The sequence below is a fragment of the Corynebacterium sp. c25Ua_47 genome, from assembly GCF_039907205.1.
Lineage (GTDB): Bacteria > Actinomycetota > Actinomycetes > Mycobacteriales > Mycobacteriaceae > Corynebacterium > Corynebacterium hiratae.
In genome coordinates this window covers 82,567-103,982 of the sequence record NZ_JASBOH010000003.1, presented here as the reverse complement: position 1 = coordinate 103,982, position 21,416 = coordinate 82,567, and the positions used below count along the sequence as shown (strand labels likewise).

Below are 21,416 nucleotides of genomic sequence, written 5' to 3'. Positions count from 1 at the left end.
ATGCTGCGCGGGCCGATGCCGAGCCACCCCTGCTCCTCCCCGAGCCGCTGCAGTGAGCCCGAGGATACAAAAGGTTGGGCAACTTCGCGCGGTAAGAGCTGAGAGAGTGCCCCCACCACCAAACGTGAGAAAAACCTCACATTTTCCGCGCGGGAGACAGCTTTGCACGAAAGCTTCGACTACGGTGGCACATCATGATTGTTCTGTAGGGCTAACTAATCCTGCCCACAGCTCTTCATAAAACCGTTCCCCATCAGCTCAAAAGAGGAAAGATGCCTGTTACTATGCTGCATTCCATGCCCCGCTCGGCCGTGCTTTTCGCCGGACAAGGCTCCGATTGGCAGGGTTTCATCACCACTGCCGCGCAGACTGCCGCCACCGCTGACTCCCTGCGCGAGACCCTCGCCCAGGCCCGCAGCCTCACTGGCCCCGCCGCACGCACCATTGCCTCCACGTGCCCCGGTGCACTCGAGCGCCTCGAGCAGCTCATTGATGGTTCCGTCGAGCCCAACGCCCTCGACTCTCTGCCGGCAGTGTCCATCCCCGGCATCGTCCTTGGCCAGATTGCTGCCATCGAGCAGCTGCGTGATCTCGGCGTCGACATCGACGAGCGCGCTGGGCATTCGCAAGGAAGCTTGGGCGAGATGGCCGTCGACAAGCCAGTAGAAGCCCTGGCTCTGGCCATCCTGATGGGCACCGCAGCCAGCGCGGTCAACGGCTCCGACCCGCGCCCCCAGATGCTGTCCATCCGGGGCCTGGAACGCAGCTTCGTCACTGAGCACCTACACGGCACCGCCGCCATCGCCGTGGTCAACGGCCGCCGCCACTTCGCGCTGTCCGGCAGCCCGGAGGACCTGGCTGCCACCCGCACCACCATCGAAGAGGCCGTGAAGAGCTTCAACGCCGAGCTGGAGAAGCGCACCGTCGGTGGCGATGAGCTCAGCCCGCGCTTCGATGAGCTGCCCGTGGCCCTTCCCTTCCACAACGCGGTTCTCGCGCCGGCGGCTGAGCGCACCGTGGCGCTGGCTCAGAAGTGCGGCCTCGACGTGGATGAGGCCCGCACCCAGGCCGAGGCCATCCTGGTCAACGAACACGACTGGCCGGCCACGCTGGCCGCGCTCAACTCCGAGCATCTCATCGTTCTCGACCGCGCCTTGGCGAACATCACCCGCCGCGTGGTGCAGGGAACCGGGGCGACGGTGGTCTCGGCCGCCACCCCGCAGGAGATCGATGCGCTGGCGACGCCGGGCAATGAACTGCCCAAGGCCCTGAACTACGCTGACTTCGCCCCGCGCACCATCGAGCTTCCGAACGGCCGCACCTATACCCAGACCCGCTTCTCCGATCTCACGGGCCTGTCCCCGATCATGCTGGGTGGCATGACGCCGACCTCCGCTGATGGCGAGATCGTCGCCGCGGCAGCCAACGCCGGCCACTGGACGGAGATGGCCGGCGGCGGCATGTACTCCGATGAGGTTTTCCGCGCCCACCTGGCCACAATGGAACAGCACCTGCGCCCGGGCCGCACGGCGCAGTTCAACACCATGTTCTTCGACCGCTTCCTGTGGAACCTGCACTTCGGCCAGGCGCGCATCGTGCCCAAGGCACGCGCGGCCGGTGCGTCTTTCAACGGCGTGTGCATCTCCGCCGGCATCCCGGAAGTAGAGGAGGCCGGCGAGCTGCTGGACCGCCTCCACGCCGACGGTTTCCCCTTCATCTCCTTCAAGCCCGGTACCGCAAAGCAAATCCGCGATGTCCTGGCCATCGCCACGGCCTACCCAGAGGATCGCATCATCATGCAGGTCGAGGACGGCCACGCCGGCGGCCACCACTCCTGGGTCAACCTGGATGACATGCTGCTGGATACCTACGCCGAAATCCGCCAGCACCCCAACGTCTACCTGGCAGTCGGCGGCGGCATCGCCTCCCCCGACCGCGCCACCTCCTACCTCACCGGTGAGTGGGCGAAGAAGCACGGTATGCCGGCCATGCCTGTCGACTCCGTCTTCCTCGGCACCGTCGCCATGGCCACCAAGGAGGCCAAGGCCACCGATTCGGTGAAGGACCTGCTGGTCAACACCGCCGGTATCAGCCCGGAGCAGAACGACGGCTGGGTAGGCCGCGGCACCGGTGCGAACGGCGTGGCATCCTCGCAGTCCCACCTTTTGGCGGATATCCACGACCTCGATAATTCCTTCGCCGCAGCTTCTCGTCTGATTACGAGCCTGAGCATCGAGGAGTACCCGGCACACCGCCAGGAAATCATCGACGCCCTGGCCAAGACCTGCAAGCCCTACTTCGGCGATGTCGAGTCCATGACCTACGCCGAGTGGATCGAGCGTTTTGTGAAGCTGGCCCACCCGTTTGTGGATCCGACGTGGGATGACCGCTTCTTCGATCTTCTCCACCGCGTCGAAGCCCGCCTGAACCCGGCGGATCACGGCCAGATTGAAACCCTCTTCGCAAGCCTTGACGACGTCCACGACGCCCCCGCAGCCGCAGCGAAGCTGCTGGAGGCTTACCCCGCCGCACGCACCACCGAGGTCTCGGCGCGCGATGCCGCCTGGTGGATTTCCCTGCACTACAAGCACGTCAAGCCCATGCCGTGGGTACCGGCCTTGGACGGTGACCTGAAGTCCTGGTTCGGCAAGGACACGCTCTGGCAGGCGCAGGATGAGCGCTACACCGCTGACCAGGTGCGCATCATCCCCGGCCCCGTGGCCGTGGCGGGCATTACCAAGAAGAACGAGCCGGTGGCGGAGCTGCTTGCCCGCTTCGAGCAGGCCACCACGGATGCGCTGCTGGAGCAGGGGGTCAAGCCACAGAAGGCCTTCTCCCGCCTGAACTCCGCCGCCGATGAGGCCGCGTTCCTGCGTACTTCCCCGACCCTGCTGTGGCACGGCCACCTCATGGCCAACCCGGCCTATGAGATGGATGAGAACGCCTTCGACCTGCGCCAGGATGCCGAGGGCAACTGGGAGATCGTCATCACGGCCGACTCCTACTGGGATGACCTGCCGGAGGAGCAGCGCCCCTTCTACGTCCGCGAGGTCACCGTCCCTGTGGACCTGCCGGAGGATGTAGCCACGGGTGGCTCCCCGGTGGTCTCCGAGGAGCGCCTGCCCAACTCCGTCTTCACCCTCCTGGAGGGTCTGGCTGGTGTCGGCTCCACTGCGGAGCAGGGCGATGAAATCACGGAGATGCCCACCGTCGAGTCGGGCTACTCCTTCCACTTCCCTGCCTCGCTGCTCTCCGCACACAGCGCGGTGACCTGCGGCGATGCTGCAGCCGAGAAGGCCGGCACCCCGGATGTTATGGTCGGCCCGTGCTGGCCGGCCATCTACGCCGCGCTCGGCTCCGGCCGCCTGGAGGACGGCTACCCGGTCATCGAAGGCCTGCTCAACGCGGTGCACCTGGACCACGTCATCGACCTGCGCGTGCCGCTGGAGCAGCTTGCCGACGGCCGCCAGATCGACGTCACCTCCTCCTGCACCGCCATCGAGGAATCCGTCTCCGGGCGCATCGTCACGGTGGAGCTCGAGCTCAAGGATCACGCCTCCGGCGACATTGTGGCCACGCAGATGCACCGCTTTGCCATCCGCGGCCGCGCCACCGGTACCGCCGCACCGAGCCAGGCACCGGAGTGGGGCGGCGGCAAGTCCGCCACCAAGGTGGTGCCGACGCCGCGTTCCTTCGTCGACCGCGCCACCGTCACCGCCCCGCAGGACATGACGCCCTTCGCTCTAGTCTCCGGTGACTACAACCCGATTCACACTTCCTATAACGCGGCCCAGCTGGTGAACCTACAGGCACCGCTGGTGCACGGCATGTGGCTCTCGGCCGCCGCACAGCAAGTGGCCGGGCGCCATGGCCGCGTGGTGGGGTGGACCTACTCCATGTACGGCATGGTGCAGCTGGGCGATGACATCGAGGTCACCGTTGAACGCGTCGGCCGCAAGGGCATCCACCAGGCCCTCGAAGTCACCTGCCGCATCGACGGTGAGGTGGTCTCCCGCGGCCAGGCCCTGCTCGCCGCGCCGACCACGGCGTATGTCTACCCCGGCCAGGGCATCCAGGCTGAAGGAATGGGCAAGGGCGACCGCAAGGCCTCCCCGGCAGCGCGCGAAGCGTGGCGCCGTGCTGATGCGCATACCCGCGAGAACCTGGGCTTTAGCATCCAGAAGATCATCGATGAGAACCCGACGGAACTCACCGTTCGCGGCACCACCTTCCGCCACCCGCAAGGCGTGCTGCACCTGACCCAGTTCACGCAGGTGGCCCTGGCTGTAGTGGCCTATGCCCAGACCGAGCGCCTGCGCACCGAGGACGCCCTGGCTCCGACCTCCTACTTCGCCGGTCACTCCCTGGGCGAGTACACCGCGCTGGCTTCGCTAGCGAATATCTTCGACCTTGAGGGTGTCATCGACATCGTCTACTCCCGCGGCTCCGCCATGGGCAGCCTGGTCCCGCGCGATGCGGAGGGCAACTCCGAATACGCCATGGCGGCACTGCGCCCGAACATGGCGGGCATTGATGCCGACAACGTCGACGCCTGGGTGGCTGAGGTCGCCGAGGCCACCGGCGAGTTCCTGGAGATTGTTAACTACAACATCCGCGGCCAGCAGTACTCCGTCGCCGGCACCAAGAAGGGGCTCAAGGCCCTGGTGGACAAGGCCAATGCCATCGCCCCGCGCGCGGCCGTCATGGTCCCGGGCATCGACGTTCCTTTCCACTCCCGCGTGCTGCGCGAGGGCGTTCCGGCCTTCGCGGAGAAGCTCGATGAGCTCCTGCCGCAGGAGCTGGATCTGGACGCCCTGGTAGGCCGCTACATCCCGAACCTGGTGGCCCGCCCCTTCGAGCTGACCCAGGACTTCGTCGATGCCGTGGCACCGCTGGCTCCCTCCGGCAAGCTGGACGGGCTGAAGGTGGAGGACCTCTCCGAGCACGAGCTCGCCCGCCTGCTGCTCATTGAGCTGCTGTCCTGGCAGTTCGCTTCGCCTGTGCGCTGGATTGAGACCCAGGAGCTCCTCTTCGGCAAGGTCGAGCAGATCATCGAGGTCGGCTTGGCTTCTTCCCCGACGCTGACCAACCTGGCTACCCGCTCGCTGGCCGTCGCCGGCATCCCGGAGGGCACCATCCGTGTGCTCAACGTGGAGCGCGACCAGGAGCAGGTCATGCTTGCCGACGTCTCCGAAGCCCCAGCCGCCGAACCGGCTGCGGAATCCGACGCCGAGGAGGCACAACAAACCAACGAGGCACCAGCCGAGGCTGCCGAGGCTCCGGCTGCGGCTGCGGCCGCGCCAGCTGCCGCACCTGCTCCTGCACCTACCGCGTCAGCTGCGAGCGACGCCCCCGAACTGCGCTTCGGCGCGGCGGAGGCCATCATGGTGCTCTTCGCCTTCCAGAACAAGATCCGCGTGGACCAGATCACGGACTCCGATACCGTAGAAGAGCTGACCAACGGCGTGTCCTCGCGCCGCAACCAGCTGCTCATGGACATGTCCGCGGAAATCGGCGTGCCGGCCATCGATGGCGCCGCCGATGCCGACGTGGCCACGCTGCGCGAGAAGGTCGCCACCGCCGCCCCGGGCTACTCCGCTTTCGGCCCAGTGTTGGGCGAGGCCATCGGCGCGCGCCTGCGCCAGCTCTTCGGCGCTGCGGGCCTCAAGCCCACCGCCGTGGCGGACTACGTCACCGGAACGTGGGGCCTGCCCGAATCCTGGGTTGCCCACGTCGAGACCGAGATCCTGCTCGGCTCCCGCGAGGAGGATTCCGTGCGCGGCGGCTCGCTGAGCACCGTGCCGGCGAGCGCTACCTCGAAGTCCGCAGCGCACGAGCTGATCGACGCCGCCGTCCAGGCCGTCGCCGCCACCCACGGTGCCTCCGTGTCCAAGGGCGCTGCCGCCGGTGGTGCCGGTGGCGGTGCCGTGGTCGACTCTGCTGCTTTGGATGCTTTCGCCGAGACCGTCACCGGTGAGAACGGCGTGCTAGCTACCGTCGCCCGCCAGGTTCTTACCCAGCTGGGCTTGGACTCCGAACCGGAGCTCATCGAGGCACCTGATACCACCGTCATCGATGCCGTCGAGGCAGAGCTCGGCTCCGGCTGGCTCAAATCCGTCACACCATCCTTCGATGCGAACAAGGCCGTGCTTTTCGACGACTCCTGGGCCATCGCTCGCGAACGCCTCGCCCGCCTGGCACTAGGACAGGCCGAGTACCCGGTGGACAGCTTCCGCGGTGCCGGCGAAGACTTGGCGCGTCAGGCACGCTGGTGGAAGCGCGAGGATATCGCCAAGGCCGCCGTGGACACCGCCCCCGGCGCGTTTGCCGGTGAGGTTGCCCTAGTCACGGGTGCCGCCCCTGGTTCCATCGCCACCGCGCTGGTGGAGCGCCTGTTGGAAGGCGGAGCCACGGTCATCATGACTGCCTCCCGTGTCAGCCAGGCCCGCAAGGAATTCGCGCGCACGCTCTACGCCGAGCACGGCGCTGCCGGTTCCGCCCTGTGGCTGGTCCCGGCGAACCTGTCGAGCTTCCGCGATATCGATGCGCTCATCGACTGGATCGGCTCCGAGCAACGCGAGTCCGTGGGCAACGAGGTCAAGATCCTCAAGCCGGCCCTCACTCCGACGCTGGCCTTCCCCTTCGCCGCGCCGAGTGTCTCCGGCTCACTGGCGGATGCCTCCGGCACCACCGAGGCTCAGGCCCGCCTACTGCTGTGGTCCGTCGAGCGCACCATTGCGGGGCTGGCAAGGCTGAGCCAGGAGGATGTGGACAAGCGCTGCCACGTTGTCCTGCCGGGCTCGCCCAACCGCGGCACCTTCGGTGGCGACGGCGCCTACGGCGAGGTCAAGGCAGCCCTCGATGCCATCCTCAACAAGTGGAAGGTCGAGGCCGGTTGGCCGCAGGGAGTCACTCTGGCGCAGGCCAAGATCGGCTGGGTCGCCGGCACGCACCTCATGGGCGGCAACGATGGGCTGGTGCCTGCCGCCGAGAAGGCCGGCATCAAGGTGTGGAGCCCGGAGGAGATCTCCGCCGAGCTCATGGACCTGGCCAGTGCGGACTCACGCGAGCAGGCAGCTCACGCCCCGGTGGAGAAGGACCTCACCGGCGGCCTGGAGGGCTTCTCCCTCAAGGAGCTTTCTGCCGGTGCGGAGCCGGCAGAAACCGCTGGCGCAGTTCCGCACGAGGGGCAGGACGCCCCCGCCACCATCACCGCGCTGCCCAACCAGGTGCAGGCAGTACAGCCTGGGCTGGAGGAAGAAGTTGGCCAGGTCACCACGGACCTGGAGGACATGGTGGTCATCGCCGGCATCGGCGAGGTCTCCTCGTGGGGCTCCGGCCGCACGCGTTTCGAGGCCGAGTATGGATTGCAGCGTGATGGTTCCGCGGAACTGACCGCCGCTGGCGTACTGGAGCTGGCCTGGATGACCGGGCTGGTGGAATGGCGCGAGGACCCGCACCCAGGCTGGTTCGTGGTGGAGAGCGATGAGGAGATTGCCGAGGAGGACATCTTCGAGCGCTTCCGCGATGAGGTCGTCGCACGTTCCGGCGTGCGCACGCTGACGGATAAGTATCATCTCACCGATCGCGGCTCCATCGACCTGACCACCGTCTTCCTGGACCGTGACGTCACCTTCACCGTGGATTCGGAGGCCACCGCCCGCGATATCCAGGAAGCGGACCCGGAGTTCGTCAGCATCGTCGAGGTGGACGGCGAATGGCAGGTCACCCGCCGCCAGGGTGCCACCGTCAAGGTCCCGCGCAAGGCCACGCTGACCCGTACCGTCGCCGCCCAGATGCCGGATGACTTCGACGCCGCCAAGTGGGGCATCCCGGAGCACATGCTCGACTCCCTGGACCGCATGGCGGTGTGGAACCTGGTCAGCGCGGTGGATGCCTTCACCCAGGCTGGCTTCTCCCCGGCGGAGCTGCTGCGCTCCATCCACCCGGGCCAGGTGGCCACCACGCAGGGCACCGGTATCGGCGGCATGGAGTCCCTGCACAAGGTCTTCGTCACCCGCTTCCTCGGTGAGGAGCGCCCGTCCGACATCCTGCAGGAGGCGCTGCCGAACGTCATCGCGGCGCACACCATGCAGTCGCTGGTGGGTGGCTACGGTTCCATGATTCACCCCATCGGCGCCTGCGCTACCGCAGCGGTGTCGATTGAGGAGGCCGTGGACAAGATTGCCCTGGGCAAGGCCGACGTGGTCGTGGCCGGCGGCATCGACGATGTCCAGGTGGAATCCCTCCAGGGCTTCGGCGACATGAACGCCACCGCGGAGACCGCAAAGATGACCGCCAAGGGAATCGATGATCGCTTCATCTCCCGCGCCAATGACCGCCGCCGCGGCGGCTTCCTTGAAGGCGAAGGCGGCGGCACCGTCCTGCTTGTGCGAGGTAGCCTCGCGCAAGAGCTGGGCCTTCCGGTGCTCGCCGTGGTCGCCCACGCCGCTTCCTACGGCGACGGCGCCCACACCTCCATCCCGGCCCCTGGCCTGGGTGCACTGGGTGCTGGCCGCGGCCGGGAGAACTCCCGCCTCGCGCGCTCGCTGCGCGGTCTGGGCCTGACGCCCAACGACGTCAGCGTCCTGTCCAAGCACGACACCTCCACCAACGCCAACGACCCCAACGAGTCGGAACTGCACTCCCTGCTGTGGCCAGCGATTGGCCGCGATGAGGATCAGCCGATGTTCGTCATCTCCCAGAAGACACTCACCGGCCACTCCAAAGCGGGTGCCGCGCTCTTCCAAACCGGCGGCATCATCGACGTCTTCCGCACGCACCGCATCCCGGCGAACGTGTCCCTGGACTGCGTCGACCCGCTCATCGCCCCGAAGGCGCCGAACCTGGTGTGGCTGCGTTCGCCGCTAGATCTGGCAGCCGCGGGCCACAGCGTGAAGGCCGCGGCACTGACCTCGCTTGGCTTCGGCCACGTCAGCGCGCTCATCGTCTACGCCCACCCCGGCGTGTTCGAGCAGGCCGTGTCCCAGCAGCGCGGTGCGGATGCAGCTGCCGAGTGGCGGAAGCGCGCCGAGCAGCGCTTGCGTACTGGCCGCGCTCACTTCGAGGCCGGCATGCTGGGCCGCGCCCCGCTCTTCGAGGTCATCGACGGCCGCCGCATGCCGCACGCCGACACCAAGGTGATGATTGACGGCTACGGCCTCGTCGACGCCGACAAGGCCGCGGAAATCTCCATGCTTCTCGACGCCGATGCGCGCCTGGGCGCAACCGGTGAATTCCCGAGTGCGTAGCCTCTAGCAATTAGGGCCAGTTCAAGTACGAACTGGCCCTTTCCTTTCGGACTAACCTCGTTTCGCTCTATGTCGCGACGATATTTGCTCACCAACGCTTTTCAATTAAATGTTCCATCACACGCTTTCAAACATCCGCCGAAAAATATTGACAAGCATGATTACGGAATCAGCGATTATGCCAGCTTCACGGCGCGATGAGTTCGGTGCGTGTTTTATCGAATGAGCTAACGAAACTGCCTTACGAACAAAACTACGCAGTTCACTATTCGCTGGTCCTGGAAGTTCTACTTCAACAACTCGTGCCAGCCGATTTTTTGAGTTTCCCTCATTAAATTTATCCGCATCATCACCATTCCGTAAGTGACGAGTTTCGTCAAAGGCTACGCGGTTCAATTCATGTTGGCGGACATGAAAAACTGACCAGTGGCGGACACGGGATTTAGGGGTTTAGGGAGTTTTTATTGGGGGTAGGAAAATAAGGGGTCTTCATCCGATGTTCGATAGAAGAGTCTAACCGGACTCATCTAGCGAAAAGCATGGACGGACCTGACTCCGTCTCTAATCAGCAGCAATTGTCTTCTAGAAGAAGTAGGGGTGAAGTTGAGGTGTCAGGTCTGTGGCCCCGCCGTCGCCGATGGTGACTCCAACACCGGGTTCCTCGTGCCTATCGAAGGCAACCACAGCACGCGGCCGCGCCGTCGGCACGTTCCGTGAAATCACATGTGCCAAGCTTCACGGACCTCATGCCACAGGTGCGCCCGACACCGAACAACACGGCTCCCATCGGTCGGCTGATGCACCACGTCATCGTCGTTCGAACTCGAGGAGCATCCCAGCGCTAGATCGACGTCACAACAGGGCTCTGAACCAGAGGGGATAAGTTCGCTTACCATACTCCAACAGGACGAGTCAATCATTCGAACACGCCCTGCCCCCGTGGTGTCCGCCACTGGTCAGTTTCTCATGGCCATAGGTGGACTTTTTTATGTCCGCCTCCGGTCAGCTTTTCATGTCCGCTAACAATTCATCGAGAATGCGAACCCCCCAATTACCGACATCACTGAAGTCACTTTGAAGCGTTTTAACGTCATAACACTAACACTAAAACACCACTCAACCACCGCAATCATTGGGCAAGTTGGCCATAGTCAAAGCTGTGACCCTGGAAATTCGAAAGACGTCACAGCAACAAACCACCACCCCAGACAACCTTCACATGAGATGCCTTTTAAACATTATGATATATGTCCTACGTTCACCCCTTAGAGATTTAAATTATATTTTTCATTGACTGTGCTTTGGATCCCTGCTACTCTGTCTGTAACTTCACTTATGAAAGGAGGAGGCCAATGTCATTCGATTTTGAAGTGATTTCCACCCAGAATCTGATGGAAGCCCACCGCGTTGGACAGGCATAAAACATCAGACAACCACGGGGACCTGAATACATTCGGGCCCCCTTTTTACTTTAAGGAGAACAATGTCCTTGATATCATTCCGGACCGCCCATGAAGTTAGGCCTCTAGGGGATGGCAGGTCAGTTGTTGGATCAAACACGGCAGGAATCGGCCACTATGTCCAAGATCCAGACCACCATCTCCAAAAATTGAATAAAATTTTAAACGGCACCCTAAATCAGCAAGAAGCTACCGAACAGATCGCTAAGCAAACGGGACTTTCTCCCTTTAATGCACATACTCTGCTCGAGAAGCTAATCCAGCTAGGACACATTGAGGCCATTTCTCAACCCAACTTAACCCCAGAACAACAGACTCGTTTTTCTCGCAGTACTGCGCTCTACTCATGGCTAGGCGGATTTGGGAAATTTGATCGATGGGCTCCTCAAGAAATTATCTGCTCGTCGAGCATTTGCATTTTAGGGGCCGGAGGCATTGGATCTAGCATCGCGTTACAGATGGCCGCAAGTGGAATAGGAAAAATAACTCTCGTTGATTTTGACACTGTCGAGTTGTCCAACCTGAATCGACAAATTGCTTATTCGGAAAAATCTATCGGCAAATTAAAGACTGATGAACTCAAAAATAGGATTAGAGAGTTAAATAGCGATTGCTCAGTACGTACGATCGAGCGAAAAATTGAAGGAGTAGAGGAATTAATTCCCATTTTCAAGGAAGCAGATCTAGTTATAAGAGCAATCGACAACCCACCCGAATCGGCATATTGGGTATCAGAAGCCGCAATAGCCACCAAAAGGCCCTGGATTGACTGCAGCTACGCCGGGCCGATGGCGGTTTGCGCGACTTTTGTCCCCGGAACGACAGGGTGCTACCGATGCCTTCGAGAAAGTGAAAAACAACGGCTGCAACAGAATAATATTTCTGGACTCTATGAGGAAACCCCTCTTGGAATTAACGCTGCGATAGCACCTATCGTGTCAATAGCCAGTGCATTGGCTTCACTCGAAGCCTTAAGGTTCTTAGTCTCAAGAACCAACTTATCTATGGGCAAAGTTCTACATCAAAACCTTGCAGACTATTCAAATCAATATTCCATTGATTTCCCCTCGTCTTGCCAACATTAGCCTTCATGAAAGGACTAAGAAATGGCCACCTTAATGAGTATTCCTGGCTATCGCCGCTTAGTCGGAACAATGGCGTTCAACCAAACTGGTTATGCAATGGCTTCAGTAATAGTTCCACTATTGATTTTTGACATAAGCAAAAACGCCACACTGGCAGGATCAGTATCAGCTTTTGGAACAGGTTCGCTTATTCTTTTGAGCCTGTTTGCCGGTGCATTAACAGATAAGTTTCATCCCTCAGTAGTGCTAAAACGAGTTACTCTCGCTCAAACGATCATTTGGATCAGCATTGCTCTCATGCTCTCCTTTAGTGATCTTCCGTTACTCCCCATAGTTTTATGCATCGTTCTCGCTTCCGCGCTCTCTGCATTCGACGCACCAAGCGAACAAAGTCTCATCAAGCAGATGGTCCCTACAAGCGATCTAGGTACAGCAAATGCTATCGCGCATGGACGTGAATCCACTGCGGAAGTTTTCGGCGGACCGAGCGCCGGACTTCTTTACGGTTTAAACCCCCACTTAGCTCTTTTTGTCCAGGGAGCATTCCATGCCATCGCCTGCGCTCTCGTTCCTCGAAAGCCTAATTCAGCGTCAGCAAATCAGCTACCCGAAGAACACGACACAAATGTTTCTGTTCTAAAGTCCTCGACTGATGGGTTCCGTTTTGTATTTAGCCACACAGGGCTGCGCGCAATCACTCTCGTGGCAGCCGTTGCCAACATTCCAATGTCAGCTTTTATCTTGGTACTGATTTTTTCATACCGCGCTACAGGAGAATCTGCATTCATTATCGGTTTGATTTCAGCATCTTTTGGATCCGGTGTCATCGTAGGTTCTTTTTTGGCCAGCAAGCTAGCAGAGGTTGTACCACTAGGAAAACTTGGCACTATAGCTTTACTTACCTTCACAATAAGCCTTATTGTGCTTACCACACTACATAGCAATACGGTCGCCACCATCATTGCTTTGTTTATCGCGGGTCTACCCCTAGCGTCTTTTAATACTGCAATTGGGGCTTTTACTGCCGCCATTACCCCTGACTACCGAATGGGCGCAGTAACCACAGCTTCTACCATTCCTGGAATATTTCTCATGCCATTCGGAGCATTTCTCGCTGGCTTTGGATTTGAGCACTGGGGAGCTTCAACAACACTCGGACTCATTTCAACAATCGCGCTCATTGCCACCATGATGACGCTAACCTCAGCGGTTCGCGGAATACCATTGCTATCTCAACTCGACGAAGTTCAATCCTGATAGTTCCACTCTGCACTGTAATGCTCTTAAAATAAGGATTACCCCATAGAACGATTAAGCCAAATAACTTTCGACGACATATACCTCATCTCCCCGTCCAGTTGGAATGATTGAAACACCGTAATGCTCCCAGACCTAATCAAAATTCAGGACTTCCAGAAAGAGAACTCTGGGCGGCTGGTGAGCGACGGTTTCAAGGAGCCCGACCCCGGAAAGTAGACACCGTGGGGTGAACAAAATGTAGGTGTAAGCCTATCAGACCTTAAGCGGCTTGGGACTCGAACTCATCGGGAGTTTTATACCCGCACCAAGTGTGCCGACGGCACGTGTTGTAGCGCACGCACCACCGGAAGACGTCTCGGCGGCAGATCAGTTGATTGGCGAATGTCTTCGCATCTTTGAGGACCTGGGCCTGGCCCCCGGAAAGTAGACACGTCGGGGGTTAGCTATGCTGCTTGGGTCAGTGTAGCTGATGTGAGTGCTTCGAAGGTATCGGGGGCTAGAAGGTTGCACCAGGAATGCCGTCTGCGCGTGTTGTAGCGCATGCACCATCGAAAGACTTCTTGGCGGCAGGTAATGGGATTGTCAAAGACTTTCCGATCACGCAGGACTTCACGCTTTAAGGTAGCGTTAAAAGATTCTGCCAGGGCATTATCGGCACTCGTTCCCACTGCTCCCATGGATTGGCGCACGCCAAGCTGGGCGCAGTGATCTTGAAATGCTTGTGAGGTGTACACACTGCCATGATCAGAATGGAAAATTACCCCTTTAAGGCTTCCACGAACCTTGCTGGCATGGGTCAAAGCTTCGATAACCAGCGATACCCGCATGTGATCGGCGAGTGCATGTCCGACGAGTTTGCGCGAGTAGACGTCGATGACCGTGGCCAGGTACATGTTCTTGCCTCCCTTACACGGCAGGTACGTAATATCGCCTACATAGACCTGGTTCGGCTTATCAGCGGTGAATTTGCGGCCTACTAAATCTGGCATGACGCGGTGGCCAGGCTTGCGCCTGGTGGTGATGCACCGACGCCGTTTAGTAAAGCCTTTCAGGCCCATGGATTTCATGATGCGTGCGACCTTCTTGTGATTGATCGGAGGAAAGTCCGTATCGTCGTTGAGGCTTGCAGCGATGCGTTTAGCACCATAAAGCCCGTGCTCATCATCGAAGATGGTCTTGATTTGTGCGCCAATAAGGGCATCGGAACACGTCTTTAACCTGCGTTTTTCACGGGTATTGACCCATTTGTAGAACGAGGAGCGATTGAGCTTTAACACGTGGCACATCCGCTTGACCGAGTATTCGGTTCGGTGGTCATAGACAAACTGGAAGCGGATTACCAGCGTGTCTCTTCGGCAAAATACTTCGCGGCCTTGCGCAGGATGTCGCGTTCTTCGCGCAGCTTTGCGTTCTCTTTTTCTAGCTGACGGATTCGTTCAGAATCAGTCGTCGCCTGGGCCTTGTCGCGCATGGTTTTCGTGCGGGCACGTTTGCCGGTGCCGTACTGCTTAAGCCAGGAATAAAGTGAGGAACGATTGACTCCAAGCTCTGCTGAAGCCGCGTGGAGTGAGAGGTCCTCATTGTTTTCGTAGAGGGCCACAGCATCACGTTTGAACTGTTCGGAGTACCTAGGCATGGTGGTAGATTACCTTTCTTCCCAACCCAACCGGGCTGGATATCAGGTGTCTACCTAACAGGGGTCAGGTCCCCTCCCGTATCAGAGCCGCGTTGAACGACTCAGCCAGCGAATTATCCGCGCTGGTTCCCACCGCGCCCATCGACTGGGTAACGCCCAAGCGCTTGCATGTTGCCTGGAACTGCGACGAGGTATACACGCTTCCATGATCCGAGTGGAAAACCGCACCATCAAGACCTCCACGCAGATGGGAAGCGTTTTCGAGGGCTTCTTCTACCAGTTCGCAACGCACGTGATCTGCGATAGCAAAGCCGACAAGTTTGCGGGAAAAACAATCAATCACTGTTGCCAAGTACATGTTCGTTCCGTCTGCGATCGGCAGATACGTAATATCGCCAACAAGCACACGATTTGCAGCGCAGGCTGTGAAGTCACGGTTGACCAAGTCTGCAAACACGCGCCGGCCTTTGTCGCGCACAGTGGTCTAGACCCTGCGCTTCTTTTGAAATCCGAACAGGTTCTGGGCCCGCATCAAACGTGCCACCTTTTTGCGATTGATCCGCTTGGCAGGGGTTGTAGCACCGTCGCGACGTGTGGGGTCGTTGAGTTCGGCGGTGATGCGACGAGCGCCCCACACGCCGTTTTCAGCGTCGAAAATGGTCTGGATCTCCGCGGCCACCACAGCGTCATCTAAAAGGCGCGCACGGCGCCGCGGAGCCGAGTTCTTCCACTTGTAATACGAAGACCGATTTAAGCCCAGGACTGTGCACATCCGCTTGACCGAGTAGTCGGGGATATGGTCACAAGTGAACTGGAAGCGGATCACCAGGTCGTCTCTTTAAGCAAAATACTTCGCGGCCTTGCGCAGAATATCGCGCTCTTCACGAAGCCGCTGGCTTTCGCGCTCTCGCCGACGGATTCTTTCCGTATCAGCCAGCTTTTCTGTGGGCGACGCTGCATCATCATCCTCGGCGACGTTGGTGCCGAATTGCTAGTACCAATACCCCAAAATCGAGCGATTGGTTCCGATAATCTTTTCCACTCATCCAGAACCATACGAAGCATAGGACCGTATCAAACGTCTTTAACAAAGCGGTGACTCACGATAAGAGTTATCTGGCGCATTGCGCTCGCAGTCCACCGGGATAACGGCTATCCCGGTAAACTAGGATATCAATCTACCAAGATAAACCTTATCCCCAATGCCCCAAGCGCATGAGAGGAGTCAACTGTGGCAAAGACAGTCGAATTGGAATGGATCCCCGCTGATGGCAGCGGTCTTTCTCGACGCGCCAAACAAGGAGGTAAGTATCACGCTTTCGTTCCCGATCCACTTGCAGGCATGTCGTTAAAGCTTCCGTCCGAGCTCTCGCGACGTATCGTTCGCATCGAGCGGGAGATTCACAATCTTGGGATGAGAGACAATACCCATCCCCTTGAAGGCGTTGCGCGACTCCTGCTCCGTTCTGAGGCCGTCGCTTCCTCCCGGATCGAGGGAATCGCTCCTAACTCCGACAAAGTGGCCATGGCGATCCTCGCGCGTGAATCAGATTCCGGAATTCGGGGTTTCAAAGAATCCGCAACAGCTGTCGCCCGCAATGTCGCCATCCTCGACACCATCAATGCAGACTTGGCTTACAAAGACGAGCTAGTCCTGGATGACATTGTTGCAATGCAGACAGCGCTCGTTGCAGAAAAGCCTTTACAAGGAGTACGTACTACTCAAAACTGGATTGGCGGGTCTGACTATCACCCCATCGATGCAGCTTTTGTTCCCCCGCCTCCCGTGCAAGTCCCAGAACTCCTCGATGATCTCATTGAATACTTCAACGGGGCAGACCACGCCGCGCTCGTTCAAGCAGCGCTCGTTCATGCACAGTTCGAGACCATCCACCCATTCCCGGATGGGAATGGGCGCGTGGGACGAGCCATGATTCACGCACTTTTGCAGCGCAGAGGGCTCACCGATGCTGCGGTTCTCCCCGTCAGTATGGTTCTGGCAACGCTCGGTGACCGTTACGTCAACGGACTCACGAAATTCCGCGAGGGTGACGTGCTGGCATGGATCTCTTTCTTCGTCGAGGCTGCACAAGTCGCCACCACCAAAGCAGCTGAACTTGCGGATAGCGTCGCCGCGCTAGAAGCAGAATGGATGGACAAGGTCAATCACCACCGCACTGCGCAAGGAAGCAAGCGCGCATTGAAATCGAATTCAACGGAGTTCCAACTGCTCAAGAAGCTTCCTGCCATGGCTTTGGTCACGGTGTCCATCGTGAAGTCCGAGCTGGGGATTTCATCGACAAGCACGGCCCGAGATGCTCTCGATTCACTCACCGACGCTGGCATTCTGCGTAAGAAAGTCATCGGTGCGGGCGGGCTTCTCGGTTACTTCGCTGACGATGTTTTCATGTTGGTCGACGATGCTGAACGCCAACTCGCCTCGACGCAGTTTAATACTCAGCTTTCACCCCCGACCGGCCGAGCAGTTCCAGCCCTTCGCGATAAATAAGCAGTAATCAATAGTGGTCACGCACTTCGTTTCCTTGCATAAGGCAAAGCGTCGTGCTGATGCGACGCTGCAGGAGGAGGGGGCGTCGGAAAGCTCAAAAGAGACCGTCACTAAAAGTGACGGTCCCATCATGGCGCAGGTTAGGTGCCCTTGACGTTGAGGATCTGGCGCAGGGTGTGCTTGACCTCGACGAGCTGGGCGGCATCGGCCATCACGCAGTCGATGTCCTTGTAGGCGTCCGGAATCTCATCGACGAACTCGGCGCCGGGACGGTAGACGATGCCTTCCATGCGTGCGGCAAGGTCCGCCTCGGTGAAGCGGGCCTTGGCCTGGGTGCGCGACATGACGCGACCCGCGCCGTGCGGCGCAGACTTGAGGCCCGGCGGGTAGCCCTTGCCTTCCACGACGTAGCTAGCGGTGCCCATCGAGCCGGGGATGAGGCCGCGGTCGCCTTCGTCCGCCTTGATGGCGCCCTTACGCGTGAGCCACACGTTCTTACCGTAGTGGTTCTCGCGCTGGGTGTAGTTGTGGTGGCAGTTGATGCGCTCGAGCTCGAGGGCCTCGCGATCCGCGCCAGACCAGGTGGCGACGCAGTCGAGGAAACGATCCATCATCTCATCGCGGTTGAGCAGCGCAAAGTGCTGTGCCCAGTGGAGATCCGCAATGTAGGAGTCGAACTCTTCCGTGCCCTCGACGAGGTAGGCCAGGTCCTTGTCCGCGAGCTGGATCCAGTGCTTCTCGCAGTGACGCTGCGCGGCCTTGATGTGCTTCTGGGCAATCTTGTTGCCCACGCCGCGCGAGCCAGAATGCAGGAACAGCCAGACGCGGTCGGATTCGTCGAGACACAGCTCGATGAAGTGGTTGCCGCCGCCCAGGCTGCCCAGCTGCTGACGCCAGTTTTTGGAGTGGCCGAGATCCACGCCGGTGTCCTGGGCCAGCTGCGAGAGCTCGCGCGTGCGGGCCTCGGTGCGCGGGTCCATGATCCAACCGTTGTAGTTTCCGGGCGAGAGCGGAATGGAGTCTTCGACCGCGGTGCGCAGGTCCTCGAGAGCGAAGTCCTGGATGTCCGCGTGGGTGAGCCCCGTGCGCACGGCAATCATGCCGCAGCCGATATCCACGCCGACGGCCGCCGGGATGACGGCGCGCAGCGTGCCGAAGACAGTGCCGACCGAGGAGCCCTTGCCAAAGTGGGCATCAGGCATGAGCGCCACATGTGGGTAGACGAAGGGCAGGTCAGCGACGAGTTGTGCCTGCGCCACCGTCTTGTCTTCAACAATGGAGGCGAAGTTGTGCAGGCGCATAAGAGAGCCTTTCTCTGCGTTTGCGTAACGCAGTTCGTGAGAAAGGGCCTGCTTGGGCGGCTGACTTATAAGTTGTGCGCGCGGGTCGCGCGGCTGGCACCAACGTCCGGGATAAGCAGGGCCGCTTTCCCGGGAAATGGTCAAGTCAGCCTGTTAGAAGAGTTGCTTAAAGAGGCGTCCTAGCGGCTGATTGTTATGGGTCATCATCGCGGTTCGCCTCCTTTATGCTTTCTTGTTCTTCTTCTTTCGGGCTGTTAGTGCTGCGTGTGAGCCTACACGATCTACGCGATTTCTACATGCGATTGATGATGCAAGGAAATTCACCCAGCCACGAAAACTTGACACCGTCCATTCAACCGCATTCACTGCCTGCTCATTTGTTCGTCCGTCTGGCGGGGTGTCGTGCGCCGTGACAAGCTTCGTTTAATCGTTCAGCCCGCCTCGCCCTAGTCGAGAGTGGGCTGGATCTTTATCTGGGTTATGCAGCAAGAGTGCACTGGGCAAGGCCGACGTCGTGGTCGCCGGCGGCATCGACGAGCGCTTCATCTCCCGCGCCAACGACCCGAACGAGTCCGAGCTGCACTCCCTGCTGTGGCCAGCGATTGGCCGCGATGAGGATCAGCCGATGTTTGTCATCTCCCAGAAGACACTCACCGGCCACTCCAAAGCGGGTGCCGCGCTCTTCCAAACCGGCGGCATCATCGACGTCTTCCGCACGCACCGCATCCCGGCGAACGTGTCCCTGGACTGCGTCGACCCGCTTATCGCCCCGAAGGCGCCGAACCTGGTGTGGCTGCGCTCCCCGCTGGACCTCGGCTCTGCGGGCCACAGCGTGAAGGCCGCGGCGCTGACCTCGCTCGGCTTCGGCCACGTCGGCGCGCTCATCGTCTACGCCCACCCCGGCGTGTTCGAGCAGGCCGTGTCCCAGCAGCGCGGGGCGGACGCCGCCGCCCAGTGGCGTGAGCACGCCGAGCAGCGCCTGCGTACTGGCCGTGCACACTTCGAGGCCGGAATGCTGGGCCGCGCCCCGCTGTTTGAGGTCATCGAGGGCCGCCGCCTCCCGGCACAGGACGCCAAGGCCGCCGAGATTGCCATGCTTCTCGACGACTCCGCGCGCCTCACCGAGGACGGCACCTACCCCTCCGCCTAGGGCGCTGGCCCCTAACAGCAAGCCCTAAGAACAAGCCGAGGACGTCCGCAAAGAAGCGGGCATCCTCGGCTTCTTTTCTGCCTGCACCCTTCGCCTCGTGATAGTTTTTCGCATAAGGCACCGTTTACTTAATTGCGAGACTTCTACGAACCAGAGGACGAAGCATGGATAATGAAAAATTCCTCATAACAGCGGTCAGCTCACTCAGCGTCATTTCCCTTGCCGGTTGGCTCATCGCTGATTACGAGTGGTCAACCAGAGCCACAACGGTTATGGGGTTTGGATTCCTAGTCTCAGCACTGATTAATAAGCGCGGGCAAGAAAAGGCCGCGGGCCACCGCCAGGTTTCGGAAGAATCTGCGCAGTAACAGTGTGCCGGGCAGTTAGGAGCGCTCCCCGGCTAGCTGCTTTCCCAGGTGCAGTAGCCATGCGGCGATTATTATCGGGACTCATCTGACGCTCTCCTGAAAGAAGCTACTCATGACCCAACCTCCGTATCCGCCGCACACGGGCCTGGCCCCCGGAAAGTAGACACGTCGGGGGTTAGCTATGCTGCTTGGGTCAGTGTAGTTGATGTGAGTGCTTCGAAGGCATCGGGGGCTAGAAGATTGCACCAGGAGTGCCGTCTGCGCGTGTTGTAGCGCATGCACCATCGGAAGACTTCTTGGCGGCAGATGATGGGATTGTCAAACACTTTCCGATCACGCAGAACTTCACGCTTGAGACTGGCGTTAAACGATTCTGCCAGGGCATTATCGGCACTTGTACCCACTGCTCCCATGGATTGGCGAACACCAAGTACAGCGCAGTGCTCTCTAAATGCTTGTGAGGTGTACACACTGCCATGATCGGAATGGAAAATTGCCCCTTTAAGGCTTCCGCGGACTTTTCTGGCATGAGATAAAGCTTCGATAACCAGCGATACCCGCATGTGATCGGCTAGTGCATGGCCGACGAGTTTGCGCGAGTAGACGTCGATGACCGTGGCCAGGTACATGTTCTTGCCGCCCTTACACGGCAGGTAGGTGATATCGCCTACGTAGACCTGGTTTGGCCTGTCAGCTGTGAATTTGCGGCCTACTAAATCTGGCATGACTCGATGGCCAGGCTTGCGCCTGGTGGTGATACATCGACGCCGTTTACTAAAGCCTTTCAGCCCCATGGATTTCATGATGCGTGCGACCTTCTTATGGTTGATCGGGCCGAAGTCCGTATCGTCGTTGAGGCTTGCAGCGATGCGTTTAGCACCATAAAGCCCGTGCTCATCATCGAAGATGGTCTTGATTTTTGCGCCAATAAGAGCATCAGAGCACATCTTTAACCTGCGTTTTTCGCGGGTGTTGACCCATTTGTAGAACGAAGAGCGATTGAGCTTTAACACGTGGCACATCCGCTTGACCGAGTACTCGGTTCGGTAGTCATAGACAAACTGGAAGCGGATTACCAGCGTGTCTCTTCGGCAAAATACTTCGCGGCCTTACGCAGGATGTCACGTTCTTCACGAAGCTTAGAGACTTCTTTTTCTAGCTGGCGGATCCGCTCAGAATCAGTCGTCGCCTGAGCCTCATCGCGCAAGGTCTTCGTGCGGGCACGCTTGCCGGTGCCGTACTGCTTAAGCCACGAATAAAGTGAGGAACGATTGACTCCAAGCTCTGCTGAAGCCGCGTGAAGTGAGAGGTCCTCATTGTTTTCGTAGAGGGCCACAGCATCACGTTTGAACTGTTCGGAGTACCTAGGCATGGTGGTAGATTACCTTTCTTCCCA

The 21,416-nt window shown here is 59.6% G+C and carries 9 protein-coding genes and 2 pseudogenes; 6 read left to right on the top strand and 5 right to left on the bottom strand.

Going from position 1 to position 21,416, the window contains the following annotated elements:
* Nucleotides 1-272: 272 nt before the first annotated feature.
* The 3 genes from QKE52_RS04410 (at nucleotide 273) to QKE52_RS04400 (ending at nucleotide 13,053) form a co-directional block, all read left to right on the top strand.
* Entirely contained in the window at nucleotides 273-9,251 is an 8,979-nt protein-coding gene (locus QKE52_RS04410) for a fatty acid synthase subunit beta domain-containing protein (RefSeq protein WP_347948237.1), read from the top strand.
* A gap of 1,483 nt (nucleotides 9,252-10,734) precedes the next feature.
* Nucleotides 10,735-11,796 carry a ThiF family adenylyltransferase gene (locus QKE52_RS04405; RefSeq protein WP_347948236.1) on the top strand — a complete coding sequence of 354 codons (1,062 nt, stop codon included), beginning with the start codon at nucleotides 10,735-10,737 and terminating at the stop codon, nucleotides 11,794-11,796.
* A 21-nt stretch (nucleotides 11,797-11,817) separates the two neighbouring features.
* Nucleotides 11,818-13,053: an MFS transporter gene (locus QKE52_RS04400; RefSeq protein WP_083280740.1), complete on the top strand. Its 1,236-nt coding sequence runs from the start codon at nucleotides 11,818-11,820 to the stop codon at nucleotides 13,051-13,053.
* Between the two features lie 262 nt (nucleotides 13,054-13,315).
* Here QKE52_RS04400 and QKE52_RS04395 read toward each other — a convergent pair.
* The 3 genes and pseudogenes from QKE52_RS04395 to QKE52_RS04385 form a co-directional block, all read right to left on the bottom strand.
* Nucleotides 13,316-13,468: pseudogene (locus QKE52_RS04395) on the bottom strand (IS3 family transposase); the annotation flags it as partial.
* 31 nt (nucleotides 13,469-13,499) lie between these two features.
* Nucleotides 13,500-14,692, bottom strand: a protein-coding gene (locus QKE52_RS04390; RefSeq protein ID WP_347948235.1) for an IS3 family transposase whose coding sequence is annotated in 2 segments (ribosomal slippage) — nucleotides 13,500-14,413 and nucleotides 14,413-14,692 — 1,194 coding nt in all. Because the reading frame shifts where the segments join, the coding sequence is not laid out codon by codon here.
* A gap of 73 nt (nucleotides 14,693-14,765) precedes the next feature.
* Nucleotides 14,766-15,722: pseudogene (locus QKE52_RS04385) on the bottom strand (IS3 family transposase); the annotation flags it as partial.
* Nucleotides 15,723-15,923: 201 nt separating this feature from the next.
* Here QKE52_RS04385 and QKE52_RS04380 point away from each other — a divergent pair.
* On the top strand, nucleotides 15,924-17,201 hold the full coding sequence (locus QKE52_RS04380; protein ID WP_347948234.1) for a Fic family protein: 1,278 nt from the start codon (nucleotides 15,924-15,926) through the stop codon (nucleotides 17,199-17,201).
* A 140-nt stretch (nucleotides 17,202-17,341) separates the two neighbouring features.
* Here QKE52_RS04380 and QKE52_RS04375 read toward each other — a convergent pair whose 3' ends face one another.
* Entirely contained in the window at nucleotides 17,342-18,502 is a 1,161-nt protein-coding gene (locus QKE52_RS04375; protein ID WP_347948233.1) for an RtcB family protein, read from the bottom strand.
* A gap of 514 nt (nucleotides 18,503-19,016) precedes the next feature.
* Here QKE52_RS04375 and QKE52_RS04370 point away from each other — a divergent pair.
* Both QKE52_RS04370 and QKE52_RS04365 read left to right on the top strand, forming a co-directional pair.
* Complete coding sequence (locus QKE52_RS04370) at nucleotides 19,017-19,652, top strand: hypothetical protein (protein WP_071410249.1); 636 nt, start codon at nucleotides 19,017-19,019, stop codon at nucleotides 19,650-19,652.
* Between the two features lie 164 nt (nucleotides 19,653-19,816).
* Complete coding sequence (locus tag QKE52_RS04365; protein ID WP_347948232.1) at nucleotides 19,817-20,020, top strand: hypothetical protein; 204 nt, start codon at nucleotides 19,817-19,819, stop codon at nucleotides 20,018-20,020.
* A gap of 179 nt (nucleotides 20,021-20,199) precedes the next feature.
* On the opposite strand, the gene QKE52_RS04360 is transcribed toward QKE52_RS04365, so the two are convergent.
* Nucleotides 20,200-21,392, bottom strand: a protein-coding gene (locus QKE52_RS04360; RefSeq protein ID WP_347948231.1) for an IS3 family transposase whose coding sequence is annotated in 2 segments (ribosomal slippage) — nucleotides 20,200-21,113 and nucleotides 21,113-21,392 — 1,194 coding nt in all. Because the reading frame shifts where the segments join, the coding sequence is not laid out codon by codon here.
* Nucleotides 21,393-21,416 lie beyond the last annotated feature (24 nt).

What these genes read in the sequence shown, in the direction of transcription:
- QKE52_RS04410 (WP_347948237.1), top strand. Translation starts at nt 273, where the DNA reads ATGCCTGTTACTATGCTGCATTCCATGCCCCGCTCGGCCGTGCTTTTC.
- QKE52_RS04405 (WP_347948236.1), top strand. Translation starts at nt 10,735, where the DNA reads ATGTCCTTGATATCATTCCGGACCGCCCATGAAGTTAGGCCTCTAGGG.
- QKE52_RS04400 (WP_083280740.1), top strand. Translation starts at nt 11,818, where the DNA reads ATGGCCACCTTAATGAGTATTCCTGGCTATCGCCGCTTAGTCGGAACA.
- QKE52_RS04375 (WP_347948233.1), bottom strand. Translation starts at nt 18,502, where the DNA reads ATGCGCCTGCACAACTTCGCCTCCATTGTTGAAGACAAGACGGTGGCG.
- QKE52_RS04365 (WP_347948232.1), top strand. Translation starts at nt 19,817, where the DNA reads ATGGATAATGAAAAATTCCTCATAACAGCGGTCAGCTCACTCAGCGTC.